Genomic DNA, 21,665 nt, shown 5'->3' on the forward strand with positions numbered 1-21,665 from the left:
AGAAATCAGCGAATTTGGCGGCAGCCGGGGAAGCGGTTCAGCAGCCGCGGTTCCTTCTCCGGGGCGACGCGCACGACAATGGAAAGGCGCCCGTTTTCGTCCGCGCGCCGTTCCAGCACTTCCGTTTCCTCGTGAAGCCAACTCGCGAGGCCCCCGTCGGCGGGATCGAGCGTCACCAGATAGACCTTGCGCCCGCGCGCGATCCGTTCCTCGATCGTCGCCAGCAGCCGGTCCACGCCCTCGCCGGTGAGCGCGGAGATCAGCGCCGGGCGCTGATCGGCCGGCCGTCCGGCCGCCACGTTGAGCAGGCGCCCGCGTTCCGCTTCGTCCAGCAGGTCCGCCTTGTTCCAGACCTCGACGATGCGCGCGCCGCCGTCCGCGTCGATGCCGAGTTCCTGAAGGATCGCATGGACATCCGCCGCCTGCGACGACGTATCGGCATGGGAGACGTCGCGCACGTGCAGCAACACGTCCGCCTCGATCACGTCTTCGAGCGTGGCGCGGAACGCGGCGACGAGCATGGTCGGCAGGTCGGAAATGAAGCCGACCGTGTCGGACAGAATCGCCTTGCCGCCGTGCGGCAACTTCACCGCGCGCGCCGTCGGGTCGAGCGTGGCGAACAGCATGTCCTCCGCCATCACCTCCGCCGCCGACAGGCGGTTGAAGAGCGACGACTTGCCCGCGTTCGTGTAGCCGACGAGCGCGACGACCGGATACGGCACACGCTTGCGGCTGGCGCGATGCAGCGAGCGCGTGCGCTTGACCGTTTCGAGATCGTGCTCGATGCGCGTCATGCGCTCCTGAATGACGCGCCTGTCCGCCTCGATCTGCGTTTCGCCGGGGCCACCGAGAAACCCGAAGCCGCCGCGCTGGCGCTCAAGGTGAGTCCACGAGCGCACGAGCCGGCTTTTCTGATAGGCGAGATGCGCCAGTTCCACCTGCAACGTGCCCTCGCGGGTATGGGCGCGGCTGCCGAAGATTTCGAGAATGAGGCCCGTCCTGTCGATGACCTTGACGCCCCAGGCGCGTTCGAGGTTGCGCTGCTGCACCGGCGACAGCGCGCAATCCATCACCACGAGGCCGACATCGTCGTCCTTCACCGCCTCCGCTATTTCCTCGACGCGCCCCTTGCCGAGATAGGTCGAGGGACGCACGGCATCGAGCCCGATCAGGATCGGGCGCACGACTTCCAGATCGATGGCGCGCGCAAGACCGACCGCCTCGTCGATGCGTGCCTGCGGATCGCGCACGGCGGCGGGATCTTCGGTGAGAGGAACCCCCGCCGCAGGCTTGCCCCGGCGTGTCTGATAGGCGCCGACGACGAAGGTGCGGGTGCCGCCCGCCGTAGGCCCTTGCTGTTCTGTGAGTGTCATCGATGGAGAATGCCGGCCCGGCCGTTCATCCGGCGCGGAAGCTGAAAAACCTCAAGCCCTGTCGCCAAGCTCGTCCGCCTGTTCGAAAAGCTGCACCGGCTGGCCGGGCATGATGGTGGAGATGGCGTGCTTGTAGACGAGCTGCGAGTGGCCGTCCCTGCGCAGCAACACGCAGAAATTATCGAACCAGGTGACGACACCCTGCAACTTGACGCCGTTGATGAGAAAGATCGTCAGCGGAACCTTGTTCTTTCGGACATGATTGAGAAAGGTGTCCTGAAGGTTTTGCGCGCGTTCGCCCGCCATATTGTTGAGCCCTCATGAGCCGATCGCCGACGGAACGCCGACGATATTGTTGTTGTTATTACCCGTCGTCCCGAGTCGTTCCGGGAACGTGAAATCCGAGTCCGAACGTCAATGTTGCATCACAACATAAAATGCGCAAGCGGCAACGTTGCGGGAAAACGGCATGCCGGCCCCTCGTCCCCCGAATACGTCCGCTTGCATCCTGCCGGAGCATCGGATCAGTCGATATCCTCCACGTCGCCGCCGCCGCCGTAGACACGCTGCGCCAGTGCGGCCTCGATGAACGGATCGATATCGCCGTCGAGCACCGAGGACGGCGTGCCGGAGGTCACGCCCGTGCGAAGGTCCTTGACGAGCTGGTAGGGCTGCAACACGTAGGAGCGCAACTGGTGGCCCCAGCCGATATCCGTCTTGCTGGCGGCTTCCGCGTTCGCCTTTTCCTCACGCTTCTGCAACTCCAGCTCGTAGAGGCGCGCACGCAGCATGTTCCATGCCGTCGCGCGGTTCTTGTGCTGGGAGCGCTCCGCCTGGCACGACACGACGATGCCGGTCGGCATGTGCGTGATGCGCACGGCGGAATCGGTCTTGTTGATGTGCTGACCGCCCGCGCCCGAGGCGCGGAACGTATCCACCCGGCAGTCCGATTCCTTGATGTCGACCTGAATGCGGTCGTCGACCACGGGATAGACCCAGACCGAGGCGAAGCTGGTATGGCGGCGCGCGTTGGAGTCGAACGGCGAAATGCGCACCAGCCGGTGCACGCCCGATTCCGTCTTGAGCCAGCCGTAGGCGTTGTGCCCCTTGATCTGCAAGGTGGCGGACTTGATGCCGGCCTCTTCGCCGTCCGTGACTTCCAGCATATCCACCTTGAAGCCGCGGCGCTCCGCCCAGCGCGTATACATGCGCATCAGCATCAGCGCCCAATCCTGGCTTTCCGTGCCGCCGGCGCCCGAATGCACTTCGAGGAAGGTGTCGTTCTGGTCCGCCTCGCCGGAGAGCAGCGTTTCCACCTGGCGACGCGCCGCCTCGGCCGCGAGGACGCGGATGGTTTCCTCGCCGTCGGCGACAACCCCGTCGTCACCCTCGGCCTCGCCGAGTTCGATGAGATCGATCGCGTCGGCGAGATCGCGTTCGAGACGCAGGATGGTGGCGACCGCCTCGTCGAGATCGGTGCGTTCGCGCATGATCTTCTGCGCCTTCTCCGCATCGTCCCACAGGTCCGGCGTTTCGGCGAGGGCGTTCAGCTCCGCAAGGCGTTTCCGGGCGACATCCCAGTCAAAGATGCCTCCTCAGCAGTCCCACGGACTGCTTGACGTTCTCGATGAGATTTTCGATTTCTGCGCGCATGGCTTCCTGATGGCGGCGAACGAACTGTCCACGAACGAACTTGTCCATGACGGATATGAACACGGGACATACAGGCCCCGTGACGCAAAGTAAACGGTGGGGATAACCGTCAGTAGAGGCCGCCGGCGGCGAATCCTTCAGCCGGCGCCGCCGGCGGCGGCGCGCTCCCGCGCGGGGGCGACGAACGCGAGTTGCTGGAGGCAACGGTATCGGGCGGCGAGGTGCCCGGCTTGAACGCTTCCAGGATGACGCCGTTGCCGCTGCCGGACGTGCGCTTGCCCGTCGTGGCGTCGACGCGGATCAGCTTGATGCCGGGCGGCACGCGGAACGGCGTCGCCGGCTTGTCCTCCAGCGCGATCTTCATGAAGTCGCGGAACATCGGCGCGGCGTAGGTCGCGGCCTGCGCCTTGGCGCCGAGCGAGCGCGGGCGATCGTAACCCATGTAGACGCCCACCGCCAGATCCGGCGAGAAGCCGACGAACCACACATCCTTGGCGTCGTTCGTCGTGCCGGTCTTGCCGGCGAGCGGCTTGCCGACCTCGGAGACGAGGCGTCCCGTGCCGCGCTCCACGACGCCCTCCAGCATGGAGACGATCTGATAGGCCGTGAGCGGATCGAGAACCTGCTCGCTGTTGTCGGTGAGCGTGGGCTCGGGCTGTCCCTGCCAATAGGTCGCGGCGCAGGCGTCACAGGTGCGCTGGTCGTGGCGGAACAATGTCTTGCCCCAGCGGTCCTGAATGCGGTCGATCAGCGTCGGCCGGATGTGGCGACCGCCGTTGACGAACATCGCGTAGGCCGCCGTCAGGCGCAGCGCCGTGGTTTCGCCGGCGCCCAGCGACATCGACAGCATGGCGGGCATGTCGTCCATGATGCCGAAGCGCTTCGTGTATTCGATGATCAGCGGCATGCCGATGTCGCGCGCGAGGCGGACGGTCATGAGGTTCTTGGAGCGTTCGAGCCCGTAGCGCAGCGTGCGCGGGCCGGCGAAGCGCCGTTCGTAGTTTTCCGGCCGCCATATGCCGATGCCCGGCCCCTGATCGATCTCGATCGGGCCGTCGACCACGATGCTGGACGGCGTATAGCCGTTGTCGATGGCCGTGGCGTAGACAAAGGGCTTGTAGGCGGAGCCCGGCTGACGCAGCGCCTGAATGGCGCGGTTGAACTCGCTCTGGTCGAAGGAAAAGCCGCCGACCATGGCGAAGACGCGTCCCGTCGCCGCGTCCAGAGCGACGATGGCGCCGGAAATCTCCGGCAGTTGCCGCAGGCGATAGCTGTCGGACCGTCCGGCCATCGGCTCCACATAAACGAGATCGCCGGCGGAGAACACCTGCGCGAGACGCCGGCGCGTCCAGCGCACGCCCTCCGCCGAAACGACGCCGGTGCGCCGCTCCGGGTTCACCCGTCCGCCGGGGTCGAGGCCCGGTTGCAGGCCGATGCGCGCATATTGGTTGTCCACAGACAACACCACGGCGAGTTCCCACGGCTTGATATCGCCGAGCCTGGGCTTTTTCGCGAGCAATTCGCCCCAGTCGCCGTCAAGATCGATCCGGTCGTCCGCGCCGCGCCAGCCGCGCGCTTCGTCGTAGCGCACGAGACCGTCCGTCAGCACCTTGCGGGCGGCGGCCTGCAACTTGGGATCGAGCGTGGTGCGCACGGAAAGCCCGCCCTCGTAAAGCTCCTTCTCGCCGTAGCGCTCGGCGATCTGGCGGCGGACCTCCTCGGCGAAATAGCCGGCGACATAGGTGTTGGGCGAGAGCGACCGCGGCGTCGGCTTCAGCGGCGTCGCCCTGGCCTCGGCCGCCTGGGCCGCGGTGATGTAACCGTTGTCGGCCATCCGGTCGAGCACCCAGTTGCGCCGGTCCACCGCCGCCTGATTGCGCGTATAGGGGTTATAGTTGTTCGGCCCCTTGGGCAGCGCCGCGAGATAGGCGATTTCCGGCAGGGTCAGCTCGTTGACGGACTTGTTGAAATAATTGAGCGCGGCGGCGGCGATGCCGTAATTGCCCATGCCCAGATAGATCTCGTTGAGATAGAGTTCGAGGATCATGTCCTTCGAATAGACGTTCTCCATGCGCAGGGCGACGAGTATCTCGCGGATCTTGCGTTCGTAGCTGCGCTCGTTCGTCAGGAGAAAGTTCTTGGCCACCTGCTGGGTGATGGTGGAGGCGCCCTGCGGCCGCCCGCCGCTGCGCAGGTTCGAGACGAGGGCGCGCACGATGCCCTCCGGGTCGACGCCCGCGTGCTTGTAGAAGCTCTTGTCTTCCGCCGACAGGAACGCCTCGATCAGCCGCCGGGGCGTGGCGGAGATGGGCAGATAAAGCCGGCGCTCGCGGGAATATTCGGCGAGCAGGCTGCCGTCGCCCGCGTGCACGCGCGTCGTGACAGGCGGCTGGTAGTTGGCGAGCTGCGAGTAGTCGGGCAGGTCCTGGGAGTACTTCCAGATGAAGAATCCGACCGCCGCCGCCCCGATCACGAAGGTCAGCACGAGAGACGCAAAGGCGAAGCCGACGAACCGAAGTAGAAATCTCATATGTTAAGGCCTGTCGCCCAATTCAGGGAAAGGGCACCGGAGAACCGTTCCGCCATCGTACCGGCTGTGCCGGAAACGCGCTCGAACTTTCATATATGCCTTTATCATGAAGACATGGTTCAGGAAAACACCCGTTCAACGGCATTTGAAAAGCATGTGGCTTCGCGGCACTTGCCGTCAACCCTTGTCCCTGCCCTGCTCCGCGATGCGCCGCGCGAAGAAGCGGTCGATGGCCGCCACAAGCGCGCGCACCGTCTTTTCCTGCCAAGCGTCGGACGTGAGAAGAGCGACGTCCTGCTCGCTGGACAGATAGCCGAGTTCCAGCAGCACGGAAGGCACGTCGGGCGCCTTCAGCACCCGGAAACCGGCGGATCTGTGCGGATTGCGGTTCAGATGCACCTGCGCGCGCAATGTCTCGATGGTGCGTTCGGCGAAAACGTGCGAGAGCGCCTGCGTCTCCCGCCGCGTCAGCTCCGCGAGGATGCCGACGACGTCGCCGGTTTCCTCCGCGGCCTCAAGCCCGGCGATCTGGTCGGCCAGGTTTTCCTTGGCCGCGAGCTGCGCCGATTCCTCGTCGGTCGGCGTGTTCGAGCTGGTGTAGACGGTGGCGCCGCGCACGCTGCCGTTGCCGCCGAGCGAATCGGCGTGCACCGAGATGAAGAGGTCCGCTCCTGCTTCGCGCGCGATGCGCACGCGCCCCGCGAGCGAGATGAAACTGTCGTCGCCGCGTGTGAGCTGCACGCGATAGCGCCCGCCCGCTCCGAGCTTCTCCTGCAGGCGGCGGGCAAACGACAGCACGAGATCCTTTTCCTGAATGCCCTTGCGGATGGCGCCGGGATCCACGCCGCCGTGTCCGGGATCGATCATGACGAGAGGGCGGCTGTCCTGCCGGTCCGCGGCTTGCGCCGAGGCGCGCGCGGCGGCGGCGCGGGCGTTCTCCGCCGCCGAGAGAGCCGCCGCGGCCTCCACCATCGGCTGCATGGCGGCGCGACCGTAGGCGGCGCGATCGGTCCGGGACAGTTCGACGGTGAGCATCGCCCCGTTGGCCACGGGCTCGCTCGTCACCTTCGACACCAGTGCGGGCTCCTTCAGATCGACGACGACGCGCGATCGCCCTTGCGCGAAGAGGCCATAGCGATAGGAGGCCACGAGCCCGCCCGCAACGCCCTTCCGTGCGCCGGCGTGCGAATCGGCCGACAGGCTGAACGCCACCTGGGGCAGATCGATGATGAGGCGGTCCGGCCGTTCCAGCAGGAAGGTCCGCGCTTCCACCGGCGCGGAAAGCGTGAGCATGATGCGGGACTTCTCACGGTTTCCCGAGATGTCGATGGCGACGGCGCGGACCGCTTCCTGTCGCGCCTCGCCCGCCGGTTGCTCCAGGGCTGCCGCCGCTGCGGGCAGCAGCAGCGCGGAGACGAGAAGGCAGATGTGGAACAAACGGGAAAGCGGCGCGCCCGGACGGAACTTGCCTGGACGGAACTTGCCTGGACGGAACTTGCCCGAACAGGATGGACCCGCGCAGGAATGAACCTCGCAGGAACGAATATCTTCCCCCGGCGTCCCGCCGGCAATGGCGCCGATACCGTGCCGAAATTCCATGCGTCGCCGCTCTTCCAGGTTGCTGCCGTCCGGGCTCACCCGCGTGATGCAGCATAGTCGAAGGATGGTTAACCGCATTTTACCGTTTTGCGATCAACAATTCGTGTGCGCGGATCTGCGGGGCGCGCGTGGCGGCCATGCGCCGCCTGCGTCATCGGGCCGGATATTCCGCTGATGTTATCACGCATAAGACTTGCCAAATGGCAATCCCGTTCTGTAATGAAGATGATCCGGTTTCGGTGTCGTCATGCGTCGTTCCCCCCATCGGGCGAACGCATCGGCGGCCGGCACCCTCGCCTGTCCGGCCCGCCCGCGCGGTGGCCCAGGAGAGAGTTTTCTTGTGCGGCCGTCGTTTGACGCCTGCCGTGACCCGGATCGGTGGAGGCGGTGATTCGCGGTGCCGTGTGACGGGTGCGGTCCGTCGTGCGAGGCGGCTTTCGTCGGCGTTCCATCGTGATGTCGTGCGGCTGCTGCCTTGTTTCCGGTGTCTTGCGCCGGAAAAAGGGCGCGGTCGGAAGGAATTACAGTCGAGCAGGCCGGCTGCCGGGTGCCACCCGGACGGCCGGGCGTTTTTTCGGGACAGGCTTTGACCTACTGGCGTGAGATTGCACCGCTGAAACCGTGCCGCCGGCAAACGGGCTGCACGTTTTATTATTCGGCGTGGCGGGTTCCGCCGGAAGGTTGGCAAGTTCCCTCTTTCCCGGCCGTGTGCCCATCCGGTCTGCGTTCAGGGGTTCGTCCGTTGCGGGCAGCCCGTGCCGTTGCAGGCTGTCGGCATCATGTCCGGTTTTTCCACTCCTCTTTCTTCATTCGTCCTGCGCGCCGGCTCCGTTCCGGTGCTTTCGCGCCCGTGCAATTCGCGCCCGTGCAACATGCAATGCCTGGAAAACGTCCGGCCTCGCGGCACGGCGGCCGGCGTTGCAGCCGCTTTTCGGCTGCCGTTGCGATTGATGGCGGGCGCTCTCATGAGAGTTCAACATGGCTAACAAGATGCTCATCGATGCCTCGCACCCGGAGGAAACCCGGGTCGTCGTGGTTCGTGGAAACAAGGTAGAAGAGTTCGATTTCGAGTCCGCCAACCGCAAGCAGTTGCGCGGCAACATCTATCTCGCCAAGGTGACGCGCGTGGAGCCGTCGCTTCAGGCTGCGTTCGTGGAATATGGCGGCAACAGGCACGGGTTTCTCGCCTTCAGCGAAATTCACCCGGACTATTACCAGATTCCGGTTGCCGACCGTCAGGCGCTGCTTGAGGAAGAGGCGCGCGCCGAGCGCGATCTGGACCGTGACGACGAGCGTCCGGGCGGACGCCGCTCGCGCGGCGCGGCGCGACGGTCCGACAACGGCCAGTCGGGCGACGACGCGCTTTCCGCTTCCGCCGGCGAGGACGAGAACGGCGAGAGCGCGGAGCGCGACGACGACACGGAGAGCAATGGAAACGGCAACGGCGACGAGGATCACGTCGAGCAGGTCGGCGGCGCGTCCGACGCGCTGGAGGAGCTTCCCGACCGCCGCCAGCGCCCGCTGCGCCGCCAGTACAAGATCCAGGAAGTGATCAAGCGCCGTCAGGTGCTGCTCATTCAGGTGGTGAAGGAGGAGCGCGGCAACAAGGGCGCGGCGCTCACCACCTATCTGTCTCTGGCCGGGCGCTATTCCGTGCTGATGCCCAACACCGCGCGCGGCGGCGGCATCTCCCGCAAGATCACCAACGTCGCCGACCGCAAGCGCCTCAAGGCCATCGCGCAGGAACTGGAGGTGCCGGAGGGCATGGGCGTCATCGTGCGCACCGCCGGCGCATCGCGCACCAAGGCGGAGATCCGGCGCGATTTCGAGTATCTGTTGCGGCTGTGGGAGAGCGTCCGCGAGCTGACGCTGCGCTCGAGCGCGCCGGCGCTGGTCTATGAGGAAGGCTCGCTGATCAAGCGCGCCATCCGCGACCTTTACAACAAGGATATCGACGAAATTCTCGTGGCCGGCGACGAGGGATACCGCGAGGCCAAGGATTTCATGCGCATGCTCATGCCGAGCCATGCGAAGGCCGTGCAGCCGTACAAGGATGTGCAGCCCCTCTTCGCCCGCCATGGCGTCGAGGGCCAGTTGGATGCGATGTTCTCCAGCCAGGTCACGCTGAAATCGGGCGGCTACATCGTCATCAATCCGACGGAAGCGCTGGTTTCGATCGACGTCAACTCCGGCAAGTCGACGCGCGAGCATAATATCGAGGATACGGCCTACCGCACCAATCTGGAGGCGGCCGAGGAGGTCGCGCGCCAGTTGCGCCTGCGCGATCTCGCGGGGCTGATCGTCATCGATTTCATCGACATGGAGGACAAGCGCAATGTCCGCAATGTCGAGAAGAAGCTCAAGGAATGTCTCAAGAACGACCGCGCGCGCATTCAGGTCGGTCGCATCTCCGCATTCGGCCTGCTGGAGATGTCGCGCCAGCGCATCCGCACCGGCGTGCTGGAGAGCTCGTCCGTGCCCTGTCCGCATTGCGCCGGCACCGGCTTCGTGCGGGCGACGCCCTCCATCGCCCTGCACATCCTGCGCGCCATCGAGGAGGCGCTGATCAAGAACGCCGGCTACGATATCGAGGTGAAGACGCGCACGGAAGTGGCGCTTTACGTCCTCAACCAGAAGCGGCCGCATCTGCGCGAGTTCGAGACCCGTTTCGGCGTGACCATTTCGATCCTGGCTGACGACATCAATTTCACCGGCGTCAACTATTACGCGCTGGAGCGGGGCGAGGCCGTCATTCGTCCCGAGCCGCAGGCGGCGTCCGGTTTCGTGCAGATGAGCGCGATCGAGCCCGCCGGCAGGCGGAACGACGCAGCCGAGAGCGTGCGCGAGGATGTCCTCGTGCCGTCCGACGCCGATACGGACAAGGCCCTCGTCGTCGAGGAGAACGAGGCCGAGGACGAGGATGTCGAGGCGGAGAACGGGAAGCCGCAGGAGGCCGCTTCCGGGGCTGAGAGCGAATCCGGCGGCCGGCGTCGGCGTCGGCGCCGGCGCCGGCGTGGCGGGCGCGGCGGTGAAGCCGAGTCGGCAGGCGTCGCGGACGGCGATCGGGATTCGTCATCGCCGGAAGACGGCTCCGGCGATGACGACGATGAAGACGGTGCCGAAGCGGAGGACGCCGTTGCGCAGACGGAGTTTGCGGCCGAGGAGGCGCAGGCTGACGATGTAGAGGTGGAAGACGCGCAGGGCGATGATGCGTTCGGCGCGGAGGGCGATGCCGTGGCGCCCGTGCGGCCCGACGTGGCTGAAACGGAAACCGAGGTAGCTGCCGAGGAGGCGGATGCCGTAACCGGGCTTGCTCCCGTTGCGGAAAGTAGCGAAGCTGCGGCTTCCGCGCAGCCGGCGGAAGTGCCGGCTGTTGGAACGCCTGAGCCGTCACCGGCGGAAACGCTCCCCGACGTTGCCGGCGCGGAGGCTCCGCAGGAAGTGGAGCCCGAGGAAACGCGGCCGAAGCGGTCGGGCTGGTGGTCGCGGCGATAAGCGCGCCAAATCAAAGCTTCTAGAGCGGCGTGCATTCAAGTGGAATCGTCACGCCGCTCTAAATTCTATATTTTACCGCAACTTGCATTCAGTTCGATGGATCGATTTGAACGCAAACTGCTCTAGCAAAAAAACCCGACAGGCGTTCGCCTGTCGGGATGATCCTGCGTCACGCTTCCATGCTGCTTGACAGCGGCTGCCCATTATGAGTCGCGAAGTACCCGAGGTTATATGTCATGCCGTCGGTCGCGAAGGTATTGTTCGCTATCTCGTTTTGCGGGGCGAAAGTATCCACGGCCTGGTAAAGGCGCTTCGAGCGCTCGGTGGGCTTCATGTCCCGCGTCAGTTCCAGATCGACGCCGGATCCTATTGCAGAGTTGATTTCCTTATTGCCGATACGGGTGTTGCCATAGGAATCGGCGGTATTTCGCATGAATCTGCCATAGGCCTCCTGTCGCTCCTGCGGGGTGCTTCCCCTTCCGTCGCCGAACACCGTCGCAAGATCTCCCGCCATCATCGCGTGCTTGCGCGCGGCTGTCGGATGCGCGATCAGGCGGCCATATCCTTCATGCGCTTGCTCTTCGCGCAGCATGGCATCTCCGAGGCCCCACATGGCGCCCGCGGCGGCCGCCTGCCTGGCCAGTCCCGCGAGAGCCTGCCTCCGTTCGTCCGACGAAGACGCGGGTTCGGGGCCCGCGGCTGCCGACAGGAATGCGGCGATGTGCGCGCCGAGCTGTTCCCGGCCCTCCTGAAACGCCACGATCGCCCGATTCAACTGCCTTTGAACCATGGAGTTGGGAATGACATGGGCAATGTTGCCGTCACGAGCGGCGCCCTTCCTTCCGCCTGCCCGGGCGTCAGCTTCCTGAAGCGTCAGCGGGCGATTGTTCTCCAAGGCGGCGCGGACATATTGATAATGCTTCACACTGTGGCGGGATTCGCGCTTGGCAAATTTTCCCGAGCCCAGATGTTGCCGCAGTTTTTCCTGCCCGGCCGGCGAAATGCCGTCAACGCGGCTGATGGAGTGTTGGCTGGAGGGCCTCTCCGCTCCCGTCCAGTACAGGAAGCCGCGCGCAGCGGGCGTTGCAGGGGCATCGTCCCCAACGGCGGGAGAGACAACGGGAAGCGAAGCGTTGTTGCGTTCGATCATCATCGTAAATATTACCTTTTAAAAACGATACTGAAATAACACATATTTTTTAGCAAATAGGGATGGATATAAGCTTATCCCGTTCGACGGCAGGTCTTTATCAAGGTTTCGGCCGGCGATAGGGTTTTTTATGAAAGTCTTCGACCGCCCGAAGGCCGATCCCGGATTGAAATATAGCATCACCATTGCAACGGAATACGGTTGCATCTCGGCAAGAGCGCGTATGCGGCGCGGAATTGCAAGCGGCAAATGAATCGGCCTTCGCGTTTCGGTGAAACGCGAAGGCGTTGTGACGGCAGGCCGGCTTTCCCGCCTCGGCGCGATTACCGTTCGAGATCGATGTTTTGCAGGAAAACCGAGATCGGTTCCTCCAGTTCGGTATAGACCTGCTGGCCGATGATCCAGGTGATGACCACGATCAGCGGCAAAATCACCCAGGCGGCGACTTCCTCGAACTGGCGCCGCCGGCGTGCGCGTTCACGCCGGCGCTCGAATCCGGTCGACATGCGAATCAACTCCGTTGCAGGGGCACTTTCGGCACGATACTGACCGGCGTTGATACCTTATCGTTTTCCTTTGCGCCACCCGCCTCGCTGCCTTCTTCCGCAGCCGCCTTTCGGGCGCGCCGCTTCCGGGAACCGCTCGCGCCCGCCGGAGCATCCGCGCCGGCTTCGGGAGAGGGATCGCGATTACCGCCGGGCGCGTCCGGGCTGCCTTCCGGGGTGTCGGGGCCGCTATCCGGCGCGTCGCCGGGCGCGTCCGGTTTTCCCCGCCGCCTGCGCGCGCGGGCGATGTCCGCCTCCGGCCGGGGCGTGGCGGGTTCCTGCGGATAGTCGAGCGCCAGCGATTTCTTGCCGGCCTCGTCGGTCACGACCACCACGCGCACGGCGCCGCCGTTCTTCAACAGGCCGAACAGCACGGCGTCGGCTAGGGGTGTCTTGATCGTGGTCTGGATCAGGCGGCCGAGCGGGCGGGCGCCCATGGCTTCGTCATAGCCGTTGTCGACCAGCCACTCGCGCGCCTCGTCCGTGAGCGCAATGGTCACATGACGGTCGGCGAGCTGGGTTTCGAGCTCTATCACGAACTTGTCGACGACCCTGGCGATTACCGCCCGCGGCAGGTGGCCGAAGGAGATCACGGCGTCGAGGCGGTTGCGGAACTCGGGCGTGAACAGCCGCGAAATGGCCTCCGTATCGTCGCCCTCGCGGCGCGTGCGCGTGAAGCCGAATGCCTGCTTCGACAGTTCCGCCGCGCCGGCATTGGTCGTCATGATCAGGATCACGTTGCGGAAATCGACCTGCTTGCCGTTGTGATCCGTCAGCTTGCCATGATCCATGACCTGCAACAGGATGTTGTAGAGATCGGGGTGCGCCTTCTCGATTTCGTCCAGCAGCAGCACGCAATGGGGATGCTGGTCGACGCCGTCCGTCAGCAGGCCGCCCTGATCGAAGCCGACATAGCCGGGCGGCGCGCCGATCAGGCGGGAAATCGTGTGGCGCTCCATGTATTCCGACATGTCGAAGCGCAGCAGCTCCACACCGAGCGCATGCGCGAGCTGACGCGCCACCTCCGTCTTGCCCACGCCCGTGGGACCGGCGAACAGATAGCTGCCGATGGGCTTTTCGCCGTCGCGCAGCCCGGCGCGCGCCAGCTTGATCGCGGCGGAAAGCGCCTCGATCGCCGCATCCTGCCCGTAGACCACCCGCTCCAGCGTTTCCTTCAGATGCGCCAGAACCTCGGCGTCGTCCTTCGACACGGTCTTGGGCGGAATGCGGGCCATGGTCGCGATCGTGGCCTCGATCTCCTTGATGCCGATGGTCTTCTTGCGCCGGCTCGGCGGCAGCAGCGCCTGCGATGCGCCCGTTTCGTCGATGACGTCTATCGCCTTGTCGGGAAGCTTGCGGTCGTGAATGTAGCGCGCGGAAAGCTCCACCGCCGCCTTGATGGCTTCATTCGTGTAACGGAGCTTGTGAAAATCCTCGAAATACGGCTTGAGCCCCTTCACGATCTCGATCGTGTCCGGCACGCTCGGCTCGTTGACGTCGATTTTCTGGAAACGGCGCACCAGCGCCCGGTCCTTCTCGAAATATTGACGGTATTCCTTGTAGGTGGTCGATCCGATACAGCGCAGCGACCCTGCCGCCAGCGCCGGTTTCAGCAGGTTCGACGCATCCATCGCCCCCCCGGAGGTGGCGCCGGCGCCGATGACGGTATGAATCTCGTCGATGAAGACGATCGCGTTGGGATGCGCCTCCACCTCTTTCATCACCTGCTTCAGCCGTTCCTCGAAATCCCCGCGATAGCGCGTGCCGGCGAGCAGCGTTCCCATGTCGAGCGAGAACACCGTGGCGTCGCGCAGCACATCGGGCACTTCACCGGTTACGATCTTGCGTGCGAGCCCCTCCGCGATGGCGGTCTTGCCCACGCCCGGATCGCCCACCAGCAGCGGGTTGTTCTTCTGCCGCCGGCACAACACCTGGATGGTGCGCTGGATTTCATTGGCGCGGCCGATCAGCGGATCGATGCGGCCTTCCTTCGCCTTCTTGTTGAGGTTGACGCAATAAACATCGAGCGCATCGCCCTTTTTCTTGGCGCGAACGTCGGTTTCCTCGTTGCTGGAGGCTGCCGTCTCCGTCTCGTCGTCCGCGCCGCGCGGCGGCCGTGCCTCGGAAACGCCGGGACGCTTGGCGATGCCGTGGCTGATGTAGTTGACGGCGTCGTAGCGCGTCATGTCCTGCTCTTGCAGGAAATAGGCCGCGTGGCTCTCGCGCTCGGCGAAGATCGCCACGAGCACGTTGGCGCCCGTCACTTCCTCGCGTCCCGAGGACTGGACATGGATGACCGCGCGCTGGATCACCCGCTGGAAGCCGGCCGTGGGCTTGGAGTCCTCGCGCCCGGAAATGATCAGGTTGGTGAGTTCGCCGTCGACGTAATCGATGAGATTGCGGCGCAACGCCTCTATGTCGACGTTGCAGGCGCGCATGACCGCGGCCGCATCCTGATCGTCGACCAGCGCCAGCAGCAGGTGTTCGAGCGTGGCATATTCATGCCGACGCTCGTTGGCGAAGGCCAAGGCGCGATGCAGGGCCTGTTCAAGGCTGCGGGAGAATGTCGGCAAGGGAAAATCCTTTCTCCGGCTGGTGGGCCCTATTTCTTCTCCATGACGCACTGGAGAGGATGCTGATGTTTGCGTGAGAAGTCCATAACCTGCGTCACCTTGGTTTCTGCGACTTCATAAGTAAAGACGCCGCATTCACCGACACCCGTCTGGTGAACATGCAGCATGATGCGGGTCGCATCTTCCTTGTTCTTGTTAAAAAAACGCTCAAGAACATGGACGACGAACTCCATGGGCGTGTAATCGTCATTGAGCAGGAGCACGCGATACATGCTCGGCCGTTTGGTCCGCGTGCGCGTGCGTGTCAGCAGCGTCGTGCCCGGTCCTTCCGGCACCGACACCGTGCGCGACGGCTTGTCCGCGAGAACCCACGTCGCGCGGCCGCTTCCGCCCGCCGCGGGGTGCGGCTCCGCACTCTCGCGTCTGGCCGGGAATGCGAGCGAAATATCCAAAAATTCTCCCGGTTGGAGCACCCTTGCCGCTCCCGTCTGAAATATTGGCCAACCGCTTCGTCCGGCGCGCGCTGGGCGTTCCGGCTCCTCACCCAACAATCTAGTCGTGGTTGCCTGTCCGCGCCAGTCCCCTATGCAATAAATCAGTCACAGAGCTTGCGTTGCAGGCGGCGTATCCGCCTCACGGGATGCGAGGGGCGCGCTGAAGGCGCCAAAAGAAAAGCCCGCTTGCGCGGGCTTTTCTCAAATTCGCCGGAGCCGGTCTTGCCACCCTGCGCGGCGGGGTGCGCCGACGCGGTATGCCTCACCGCTCGGTGAACGGCCGGACGCGGGCGAAAGCGCCTTCGTAAGGCTTGAATGCTTCGCGCGTCAGATCGGTGTAGAGTTCGCCGATCCGGGTGCTCTCGGCAATGAAATTCTCATACGAGGACCGCGCGTATTCCGTCTGGACCTCGATCACCTTGTCGAACGACTTGGCGGCGGCGAGCTTCTCAAGAGCGCTCGTGCCTTCCTCGAAAGATCTCTTGGTATAGTCGGCGAGTTCGGCGGCGATACCCTGCAAACCCTTGGAGAACGCACCAAACACCTTGAGCGAGCTCTCGATCTGCTCCCTGCCGACCTTCTGAAGGTCTTCGTACTGCGCGGCCATGACATCTCTCCTTGAACGCGGATCAATTTCCGCCCGATTTTCAATTATGCACGAGAACGCCGCCGAACCGAGTGCCCGCGCGCGTTTCCGCCATGACATGCGACAATATGCTGAATCTCGCAGCGCGGCGATCCGCTGCCCGCACGTCAATCGCCGACAATATATGTGCGACGCACAAAATCTGTCAAGCGCCATTGTGCAATGCAAAATAGTTCCGCCGGGAACCGTCGTGGAATTAACGCCTCCGTAACCGCGTCCCTATAGGTTTGTTGACTGTGCCGGCCGGGCGACGCGCGGTGGGAGCGCATCGGCCACAAGGCGCGGAAAAGTCGGGTGTTACAGGGGGCGGCGGCTATGATCTGGGGTTGCGTTGGCAGGAATCATCATCGCGTTCTGGAAATCTCGGGCGTAACCGGTCTTGCGGCGGCTTTGGCGCTGGGGGCTCTCGGTCCCGTGGAGGCAGCCCAGCGAAAAAGCGCTGCCCCGGCTTATGCCCCGCCTTCCGCCGCCATGGTCGTCGACGTCAACACCGGCCGGACATTGTTCGCCGAGAATGAGGACGCTCCCCGCATTCCCGCTTCCATCACCAAGGTCATGACGCTTTATCTGCTGTTCGAGCAGATCGAGAGCGGCAATTTCACGCTCGATACGCGTCTGCGGGTGACGAAATACGCCGCATCGCAGCCCCCTTCCAAACTTGGCGTCTCCGCGGGTTCCACCATCCGCGTCGAGGATGCCATCAAGGCGCTGGTGACGCGTTCCGCCAACGATGTCGCCGTGGTGATCGCGGAAAACATCGCCGGCACCGAGGACGATTTCGCCCGCATGATGACGGCCAAGGCGCGTGCGCTCGGCATGAGCAGGACGACGTTCCGCAATCCGCACGGCCTGCCGGCCAATCCGCCCAACATCACCACCGCGCGGGATCTGACGATACTGGGGCGCGCCATTCAGGACCGTTTTCCGCGCCACTACGCCTATTTCGGCACAAGAAACTTCATCTATGCCGGCAAGACGATCGGCAATCACAATCGTCTGCTCGGGCGTGTCGAGGGCGTGGACGGCATCAAGACAGGCTATACGCGCGCATCGGGCTTCAACCTGCTGACGTCCTTGCGGGCGGACAACCGCCATGTCGTCGCCGCCGTGCTGGGCGGGCGCTCCGGCGCGCAGCGCGATCAGCGCATGGAGTCGCTGCTGGCGCGAACCCTGCCCGACGCTCATGCCGGCCGCCGGCGGACGGCGCTGGTCGTCGAGGCGCCGAGCGCGCGGACGGCGGCGGCTCCCGCTCCGCGAACCCTGTTCGCCAAGGCGGCCGTGACGAACGCCGAGCCGGCTTATGTTCCCCCGTCGCAGCCGTTGTCCGAAACCGTGCCGTTGCAGATCGGCAAGCCCATCGACCTGTCGAACGTTCGCCCCGTCGTCGCATCGGCGTCGGGGTCGACCGCCACGCCCTCGTCTGGCCCGGCGGTGCAATCGACGACCGGCGGTGCGCTCGCCTATACGCAGCAGGCGCCGGTGCCCGCGCCGCGTCCGGCGGATGTCGGGGAGGGCCTCGGTGTGACGCTTGCATCGATGCAACCCGGTCAGGCGCTGGAGAAGAAGGCGTTGGCGAAGCTCGCCGCCGCGTCGGAACAAATCCCGGTTCGGCCGGTGGCGGCGCCGGTCGTTCGTTCCGTGGGTTGGGTGATCCAGCTCGGGGCGTCGGAGGACGAAGGCAAGGCCCACGACATCCTGCAACAGGCCAGGAACAAATCGCGCGGTCTGCTCGCCAACGCATCGCCGTTTACGGAGAAGGTCGTGCGCGGGAACGTGACGCTGTTTCGGGCGCGCTTCTCCGGCTTCGAGCCTGAAGAGGCGCAGGCCGCCTGCAAGACGCTCAAGCGCAGCGGGTTCGATTGCTTCGCAACGCGTGGCTAGAATATGTCCTGTTTCAATCCGAACGGACGATATTCTGAAGCAACGGATGTTCAAACGGAAGCGCGCTGCCGCGCGCCGGAGTTGTCAACGCTACGGAGCCATCAGCGATGACGGTTCAACAAGACATCCTTGGCCTGATTGACCCGCATGGCAAGGTAGTTCGTGCCCCCCTGGTCGGGATGCAGTTTCTTCATCAGGCCCCGGTGGGCCTCGCGAATCTGCGCCTCGCTCGCCCCCGCGTGAAGGCCGAGCACCTCAAGAGCTTCCTCCTCGGACATCTCGCCCGGTCGCGCCCGGTCGACAGGCCCCGCGTGCGGATTTCCCTGAGCGTCTTTTCGCCCGAAGGCAAAACGGCTGTTCACATACGCGTCTAGACGGCGCCCCTGCACCATCCACCAGCCGGCGCCGCCCACGAGCAGCGCGATGTCGATCCGGCCGCGCAGCAGCAACAGGCCGGCGAGGCCGATGGCGCTCCAGCCGCCGATCTTGCGCAACAGAGCCGCCAGTTGTTTCGGATCGGCGTCGGCGTAGTTTCTTCCCAGCCACCAGAGCAGTCCGACCACAAGGATGCCGCCCAGAAAATAGATCATGCGTCACGCCATCGGTAGACGGAGACGCGCCACCCGCGCATTCCCGGTGTCGCGTCCGTCATTGTGAATAGATGCCTTCCACCCGGACGGAGCCGGAAATCGTCACGGTGCTGCCACCGATCCGGAAGGTGTGTCCCGGCCGCTCCTGACGGTCGGCGGGGCGCGGCACCTGCGCCTTGCCAAGCCGCGAATCGCCCGGTTTCAACGGCCCGCCGCGGCAATCGCCGCTGACGGGGCGTGACGAAGCCGCACCCTCCACCGCGATGCAGTTCCCTTCCGCGCCGCCTTGCGCGAGAACGGGAGCGACAGTCAGGGCCGTTAGCGCCGATACACCGGCCAGCAAGGTTGTCAGGCTGTTCAAGCGATCCTCCTGGAACGCTTGTCGATCGGACGGAATCATTCGATCGGAAAGCGCTCAAAAGAAAGAATCACGGAGCAAGATCCGATTCAACCGGATCGGATTTCGCTCCCGTGTGCAGCACATCATAAAGCATCCGAAGCGCCGCGTCTGCATCGGACGCTGATCGCGCCGTCAGATGAGGCCGAGCGCCGCGAGTTCCCGTTTCATCTCCTCCGGCATGGCGGCATTGCCCGGCGCGTCCGCCAGATCGGGCGGCGCATCCTTGTCGGCGAGATAGCGCCAGCCCTGAAAGGCGCGGTAGGGGCGGGGCGCTACCGGCACCACCGTGCTGTCCAGCACGAGCCGGCAGCGCGAAATGCCGTCGCCGTCCGTGACCGGGCGGAGCGCCAACAGGCGCTGCCGACAGGCGATCTGGCCCCGGATGACCCAATAGAGCGACCCTCCGTCCAGCAGTTCGTCGCCGCGCCGGGGCGTCATGCGCGTGGTGTGCCCGCCCTCGCCGCTTTCGTGTTGCGCGTTCCACGCCACGAGTTCCGCTACCGAATCGACACCTACGCACAGCTTGACGAGATGCAGCCGGCTCATGCAGGCATGCTCCCCGCCGCCGTCTCGCCGAACACGTCCTCGAAAGCGGCGCGCAGCGCCAGGTCCGCGTCGGCCAGCGTGACCGGCAGTCCGAGGTCGACGAGGCTGGTGACGCCATGCCCGCGAATGCCGCAGGGAACGATGCCGAGATAATGCGACAGGTCCGGCTCCACATTCAGGCTGATGCCGTGGAAAGTCACCCAGCGGCGCACGCGGATGCCGATGGCGGCGATCTTGTCCTCGACGCCATCGCCTTTCTCCGGGCGGCGCACCCATACGCCCACGCGGTCCTCGCGCCGCTCGCCGCGCACGTTGAAGGCCGCGAGTGTTGCAATCAGCCAGCTTTCGAGGCAGGCCACGAAACGGCGCAGGTCCGGCGTCCGCCCTTCCGGCGTGCGCCGGTGCAGGTCGAGCAGCACATAGGCCACGCGCTGGCCGGGGCCGTGATAGGTGAACTGCCCGCCCCGGCCGGTCTGGAAGACCGGAAAGCGCTGCTCCACGAGATCCTCCGGCCGCGCCGAGGTGCCCGCCGTGTAAAGCGGCGGATGCTCCAGCAGCCAAACGCATTCGGCGGCGGCGCCGTCCGCGATCGCCCCCGCGCGGGCCTCCATGAACGCAAGCGCCGTGTCATAGGGCACCGGCGCGTCGCTGACGATCCATTCCACGGGCGGGCAGCCCGGCCGGGACGGCAGCCGGTCCGCGAGATCGCCGCGTGTGGCGGAAGAGAGCGGCGCGGTCATGCGGCGACGTCCATGCGGGCGCGAACGATCGTGTCGATATGCGCCACGGCGCGCGTCGCGGGCTCGAAGATGCGCTCCTGCCAGGCATTTTCGTCGATGGCGCCGACGATGTTGTCCAGCACGTTCAGGATGCCGAACGCGCCGGTCGCTTCCACGAGGCCGTCAATGTTGACGACCGCGCCGGAGCTGCCGATGCTGATCACGGTATCCCGTTCATCGAGATCGGTGGCGAGTTCGCCGAGCACGCGATAGTTCGGCGCCATCTCGCCGAAAAACACGACATCCGGCTTGATGACCCGCTGCGGGTCGGCGGCGGGGTCGAATGTCGTGTAGCCGATATCGCGCAGCTCTCCCGTGCGCATGTTGCGGATGTTGCGCAGAAAGCCGTGCAGATGCAGCGTGTGTTCGACGCCGGCGCGCTCGAACAGGTCGTCGATGTTCTGCGTGATGTTCAGCACGCGGCCGGGAAAAGCCCTTTCCCACGCCGCGACCGCCGCATGGGCGGCATTGGGCAGGACCTTGCCGAGTTCCGTGCGCCGGTGATTGTAGAACGCATGCACCAGCGCATGATTGTCGCGCCAGGTATCGTAGTTGGCGACGTCGCGCGGATCGTGCCCGTGCCACAGCCCGTCGGCGTCGCGAAAAGTCGCGATGCCGGACTCCGCGCTTATGCCTGCTCCCGAAAACACCACCAGCCGGGGGAGACGCGGCCTGTCGTCGGAAAACTCGTTCATCATGACCTGCTCTTGAAAATAGTCGCGCCGCCCGCGCCGCAACCGAAGCGGTAGCGATTTGATCGCACTTTACAAGCGCTCACAACAGGAGTCCCGGGTGCGAATCGCGCGGACGGCGCCGTGTCGTCGTCGTTTCTTTCCCATATGTAGGCTCATGCGGCGGCCATCGCCATAATACTTCGGTACTTTGACGCAACCGCCGCCGCCGTGACGGGCCGTCCGCCCGTGGCGGCATATCCCCTGCCGGCAAAGTTTCCCACAGATAATGTGAAAGTTGCGTGATGGCCGGGCAGGAAGGGGCTTGTGGACGCTGAAACGTTCTGTTACATCCAACCTCACTTCAGGAAGACATGTTCCTTCTGAACACGCTGCGGCCGTGGCGGAATTGGTAGACGCGCTAGCTTGAGGTGCTAGTTGGGCAACCAGTGGAGGTTCGAGTCCTCTCGGCCGCACCACCCTTCCCTTCTTGATATTTTCGTTCTGCCGCAGATCATTGCGGAGAGTGTGTCGAGAAGGTGACGGGGTGTTGCCCTTGTCCGTGATCCGGGCTTCTTTCTTCCTGTCTGGTATATTCTCGGTGTTCCGTCGCCGGCCCATGTCCTGTCACTCCCGTGATGGTGTGTTGGCCGGCTGTTGCGTGTTTTCGGAACGTCGATGATGCGCCGGAAAGGCGCACCACCGTTGATGTTCATCCGACTGCCCGTGCCTCGTCGATG

17 protein-coding genes and 1 tRNA gene are annotated in these 21,665 nt (G+C 64.8%); 3 read left to right on the forward strand and 15 right to left on the reverse strand.

All coding sequences use genetic code 11. The features are described from left to right. Positions 1-5 precede the first annotated feature (5 nt). The 5 genes from hflX to ACOYJQ_RS07595 form a co-directional block, all read right to left on the reverse strand. Positions 6-1,373 carry a GTPase HflX gene (hflX, locus tag ACOYJQ_RS07575; protein ID WP_433457431.1) on the reverse strand — a complete coding sequence of 456 codons (1,368 nt, stop codon included), beginning with the start codon at positions 1,371-1,373 and terminating at the stop codon, positions 6-8. A gap of 51 nt (positions 1,374-1,424) precedes the next feature. Further along, a complete protein-coding gene (gene hfq / locus ACOYJQ_RS07580) occupies positions 1,425-1,679 on the reverse strand; it encodes an RNA chaperone Hfq (RefSeq protein WP_433457432.1) in 255 nt (84 codons plus the stop codon). A 218-nt stretch (positions 1,680-1,897) separates the two neighbouring features. Further along, a protein-coding gene (prfB, locus tag ACOYJQ_RS07585) for a peptide chain release factor 2 (protein ID WP_433457433.1) occupies positions 1,898-3,026 on the reverse strand; the annotation gives its coding sequence in 2 pieces (ribosomal slippage) (positions 1,898-2,956 and positions 2,958-3,026; 1,128 coding nt in all). A 109-nt stretch (positions 3,027-3,135) separates the two neighbouring features. Beyond that, the gene (locus tag ACOYJQ_RS07590) at positions 3,136-5,556 is read right to left on the reverse strand and encodes a penicillin-binding protein 1A (protein WP_433457434.1); all 2,421 of its coding nucleotides are present in this window, start codon (positions 5,554-5,556) and stop codon (positions 3,136-3,138) included. Positions 5,557-5,733: 177 nt separating this feature from the next. After that, entirely contained in the window at positions 5,734-7,155 is a 1,422-nt protein-coding gene (locus ACOYJQ_RS07595; RefSeq protein WP_433457435.1) for an N-acetylmuramoyl-L-alanine amidase, read from the reverse strand. A 978-nt stretch (positions 7,156-8,133) separates the two neighbouring features. Between ACOYJQ_RS07595 and ACOYJQ_RS07600 the strand changes: the two genes are divergently transcribed. After that, complete coding sequence (locus ACOYJQ_RS07600) at positions 8,134-10,650, forward strand: Rne/Rng family ribonuclease (RefSeq protein ID WP_433457436.1); 2,517 nt, start codon at positions 8,134-8,136, stop codon at positions 10,648-10,650. A gap of 169 nt (positions 10,651-10,819) precedes the next feature. On the opposite strand, the gene ACOYJQ_RS07605 is transcribed toward ACOYJQ_RS07600, so the two are convergent. From ACOYJQ_RS07605 to ACOYJQ_RS07625, 5 genes are all read right to left on the reverse strand, one after another. After that, positions 10,820-11,803, reverse strand: a complete 984-nt coding sequence (locus tag ACOYJQ_RS07605) for a hypothetical protein (protein WP_433457437.1) — start codon at positions 11,801-11,803, stop codon at positions 10,820-10,822. A 320-nt stretch (positions 11,804-12,123) separates the two neighbouring features. Further along, positions 12,124-12,306, reverse strand: a complete 183-nt coding sequence (locus tag ACOYJQ_RS07610) for a hypothetical protein (protein ID WP_433457438.1) — start codon at positions 12,304-12,306, stop codon at positions 12,124-12,126. Between the two features lie 5 nt (positions 12,307-12,311). Beyond that, positions 12,312-14,918 (reverse strand): ATP-dependent Clp protease ATP-binding subunit ClpA, encoded by a 2,607-nt coding sequence (clpA, locus tag ACOYJQ_RS07615; RefSeq protein WP_433457439.1) that lies wholly within the window; start codon positions 14,916-14,918, stop codon positions 12,312-12,314. Between the two features lie 29 nt (positions 14,919-14,947). After that, positions 14,948-15,259, reverse strand: a complete 312-nt coding sequence (gene clpS / locus ACOYJQ_RS07620) for an ATP-dependent Clp protease adapter ClpS (protein WP_433457504.1) — start codon at positions 15,257-15,259, stop codon at positions 14,948-14,950. 415 nt (positions 15,260-15,674) lie between these two features. Then, positions 15,675-16,019 carry a phasin family protein gene (locus tag ACOYJQ_RS07625; RefSeq protein WP_433457440.1) on the reverse strand — a complete coding sequence of 115 codons (345 nt, stop codon included), beginning with the start codon at positions 16,017-16,019 and terminating at the stop codon, positions 15,675-15,677. Between the two features lie 354 nt (positions 16,020-16,373). On the opposite strand from ACOYJQ_RS07625, the gene ACOYJQ_RS07630 reads away from it, so the two are divergent. Continuing rightward, positions 16,374-17,939 (forward strand): D-alanyl-D-alanine carboxypeptidase, encoded by a 1,566-nt coding sequence (locus ACOYJQ_RS07630; RefSeq protein ID WP_433457441.1) that lies wholly within the window; start codon positions 16,374-16,376, stop codon positions 17,937-17,939. A gap of 101 nt (positions 17,940-18,040) precedes the next feature. Here ACOYJQ_RS07630 and ACOYJQ_RS07635 read toward each other — a convergent pair whose 3' ends face one another. From ACOYJQ_RS07635 to ACOYJQ_RS07655, 5 genes are all read right to left on the reverse strand, one after another. Then, the gene (locus tag ACOYJQ_RS07635) at positions 18,041-18,529 is read right to left on the reverse strand and encodes a DnaJ domain-containing protein (protein ID WP_433457442.1); all 489 of its coding nucleotides are present in this window, start codon (positions 18,527-18,529) and stop codon (positions 18,041-18,043) included. Positions 18,530-18,587: 58 nt separating this feature from the next. Continuing rightward, on the reverse strand, positions 18,588-18,890 hold the full coding sequence (locus ACOYJQ_RS07640) for a hypothetical protein (protein ID WP_433457443.1): 303 nt from the start codon (positions 18,888-18,890) through the stop codon (positions 18,588-18,590). Positions 18,891-19,061: 171 nt separating this feature from the next. Further along, complete coding sequence (locus ACOYJQ_RS07645) at positions 19,062-19,475, reverse strand: DUF1489 family protein (RefSeq protein WP_433457444.1); 414 nt, start codon at positions 19,473-19,475, stop codon at positions 19,062-19,064. Beyond that, positions 19,472-20,215: a lipoyl(octanoyl) transferase LipB gene (gene lipB, locus ACOYJQ_RS07650; RefSeq protein WP_433457445.1), complete on the reverse strand. Its 744-nt coding sequence runs from the start codon at positions 20,213-20,215 to the stop codon at positions 19,472-19,474. The genes ACOYJQ_RS07645 and lipB overlap by 4 nt, the downstream gene beginning before the upstream one ends. Then, complete coding sequence (locus tag ACOYJQ_RS07655; protein ID WP_433457446.1) at positions 20,212-20,952, reverse strand: SIR2 family NAD-dependent protein deacylase; 741 nt, start codon at positions 20,950-20,952, stop codon at positions 20,212-20,214. Before ACOYJQ_RS07655 ends, lipB begins: the two co-directional genes overlap by 4 nt. Positions 20,953-21,319: 367 nt before the next feature. On the opposite strand from ACOYJQ_RS07655, the gene ACOYJQ_RS07660 reads away from it, so the two are divergent. Beyond that, a tRNA-Leu gene (locus tag ACOYJQ_RS07660) sits at positions 21,320-21,404 on the forward strand. Positions 21,405-21,665: the final 261 nt, after the last annotated feature.

Origin of the sequence: Pseudochelatococcus sp., from assembly GCF_050946405.1 — a bacterium.
Taxonomy (GTDB): domain Bacteria; phylum Pseudomonadota; class Alphaproteobacteria; order Rhizobiales; family Beijerinckiaceae; genus Pseudochelatococcus.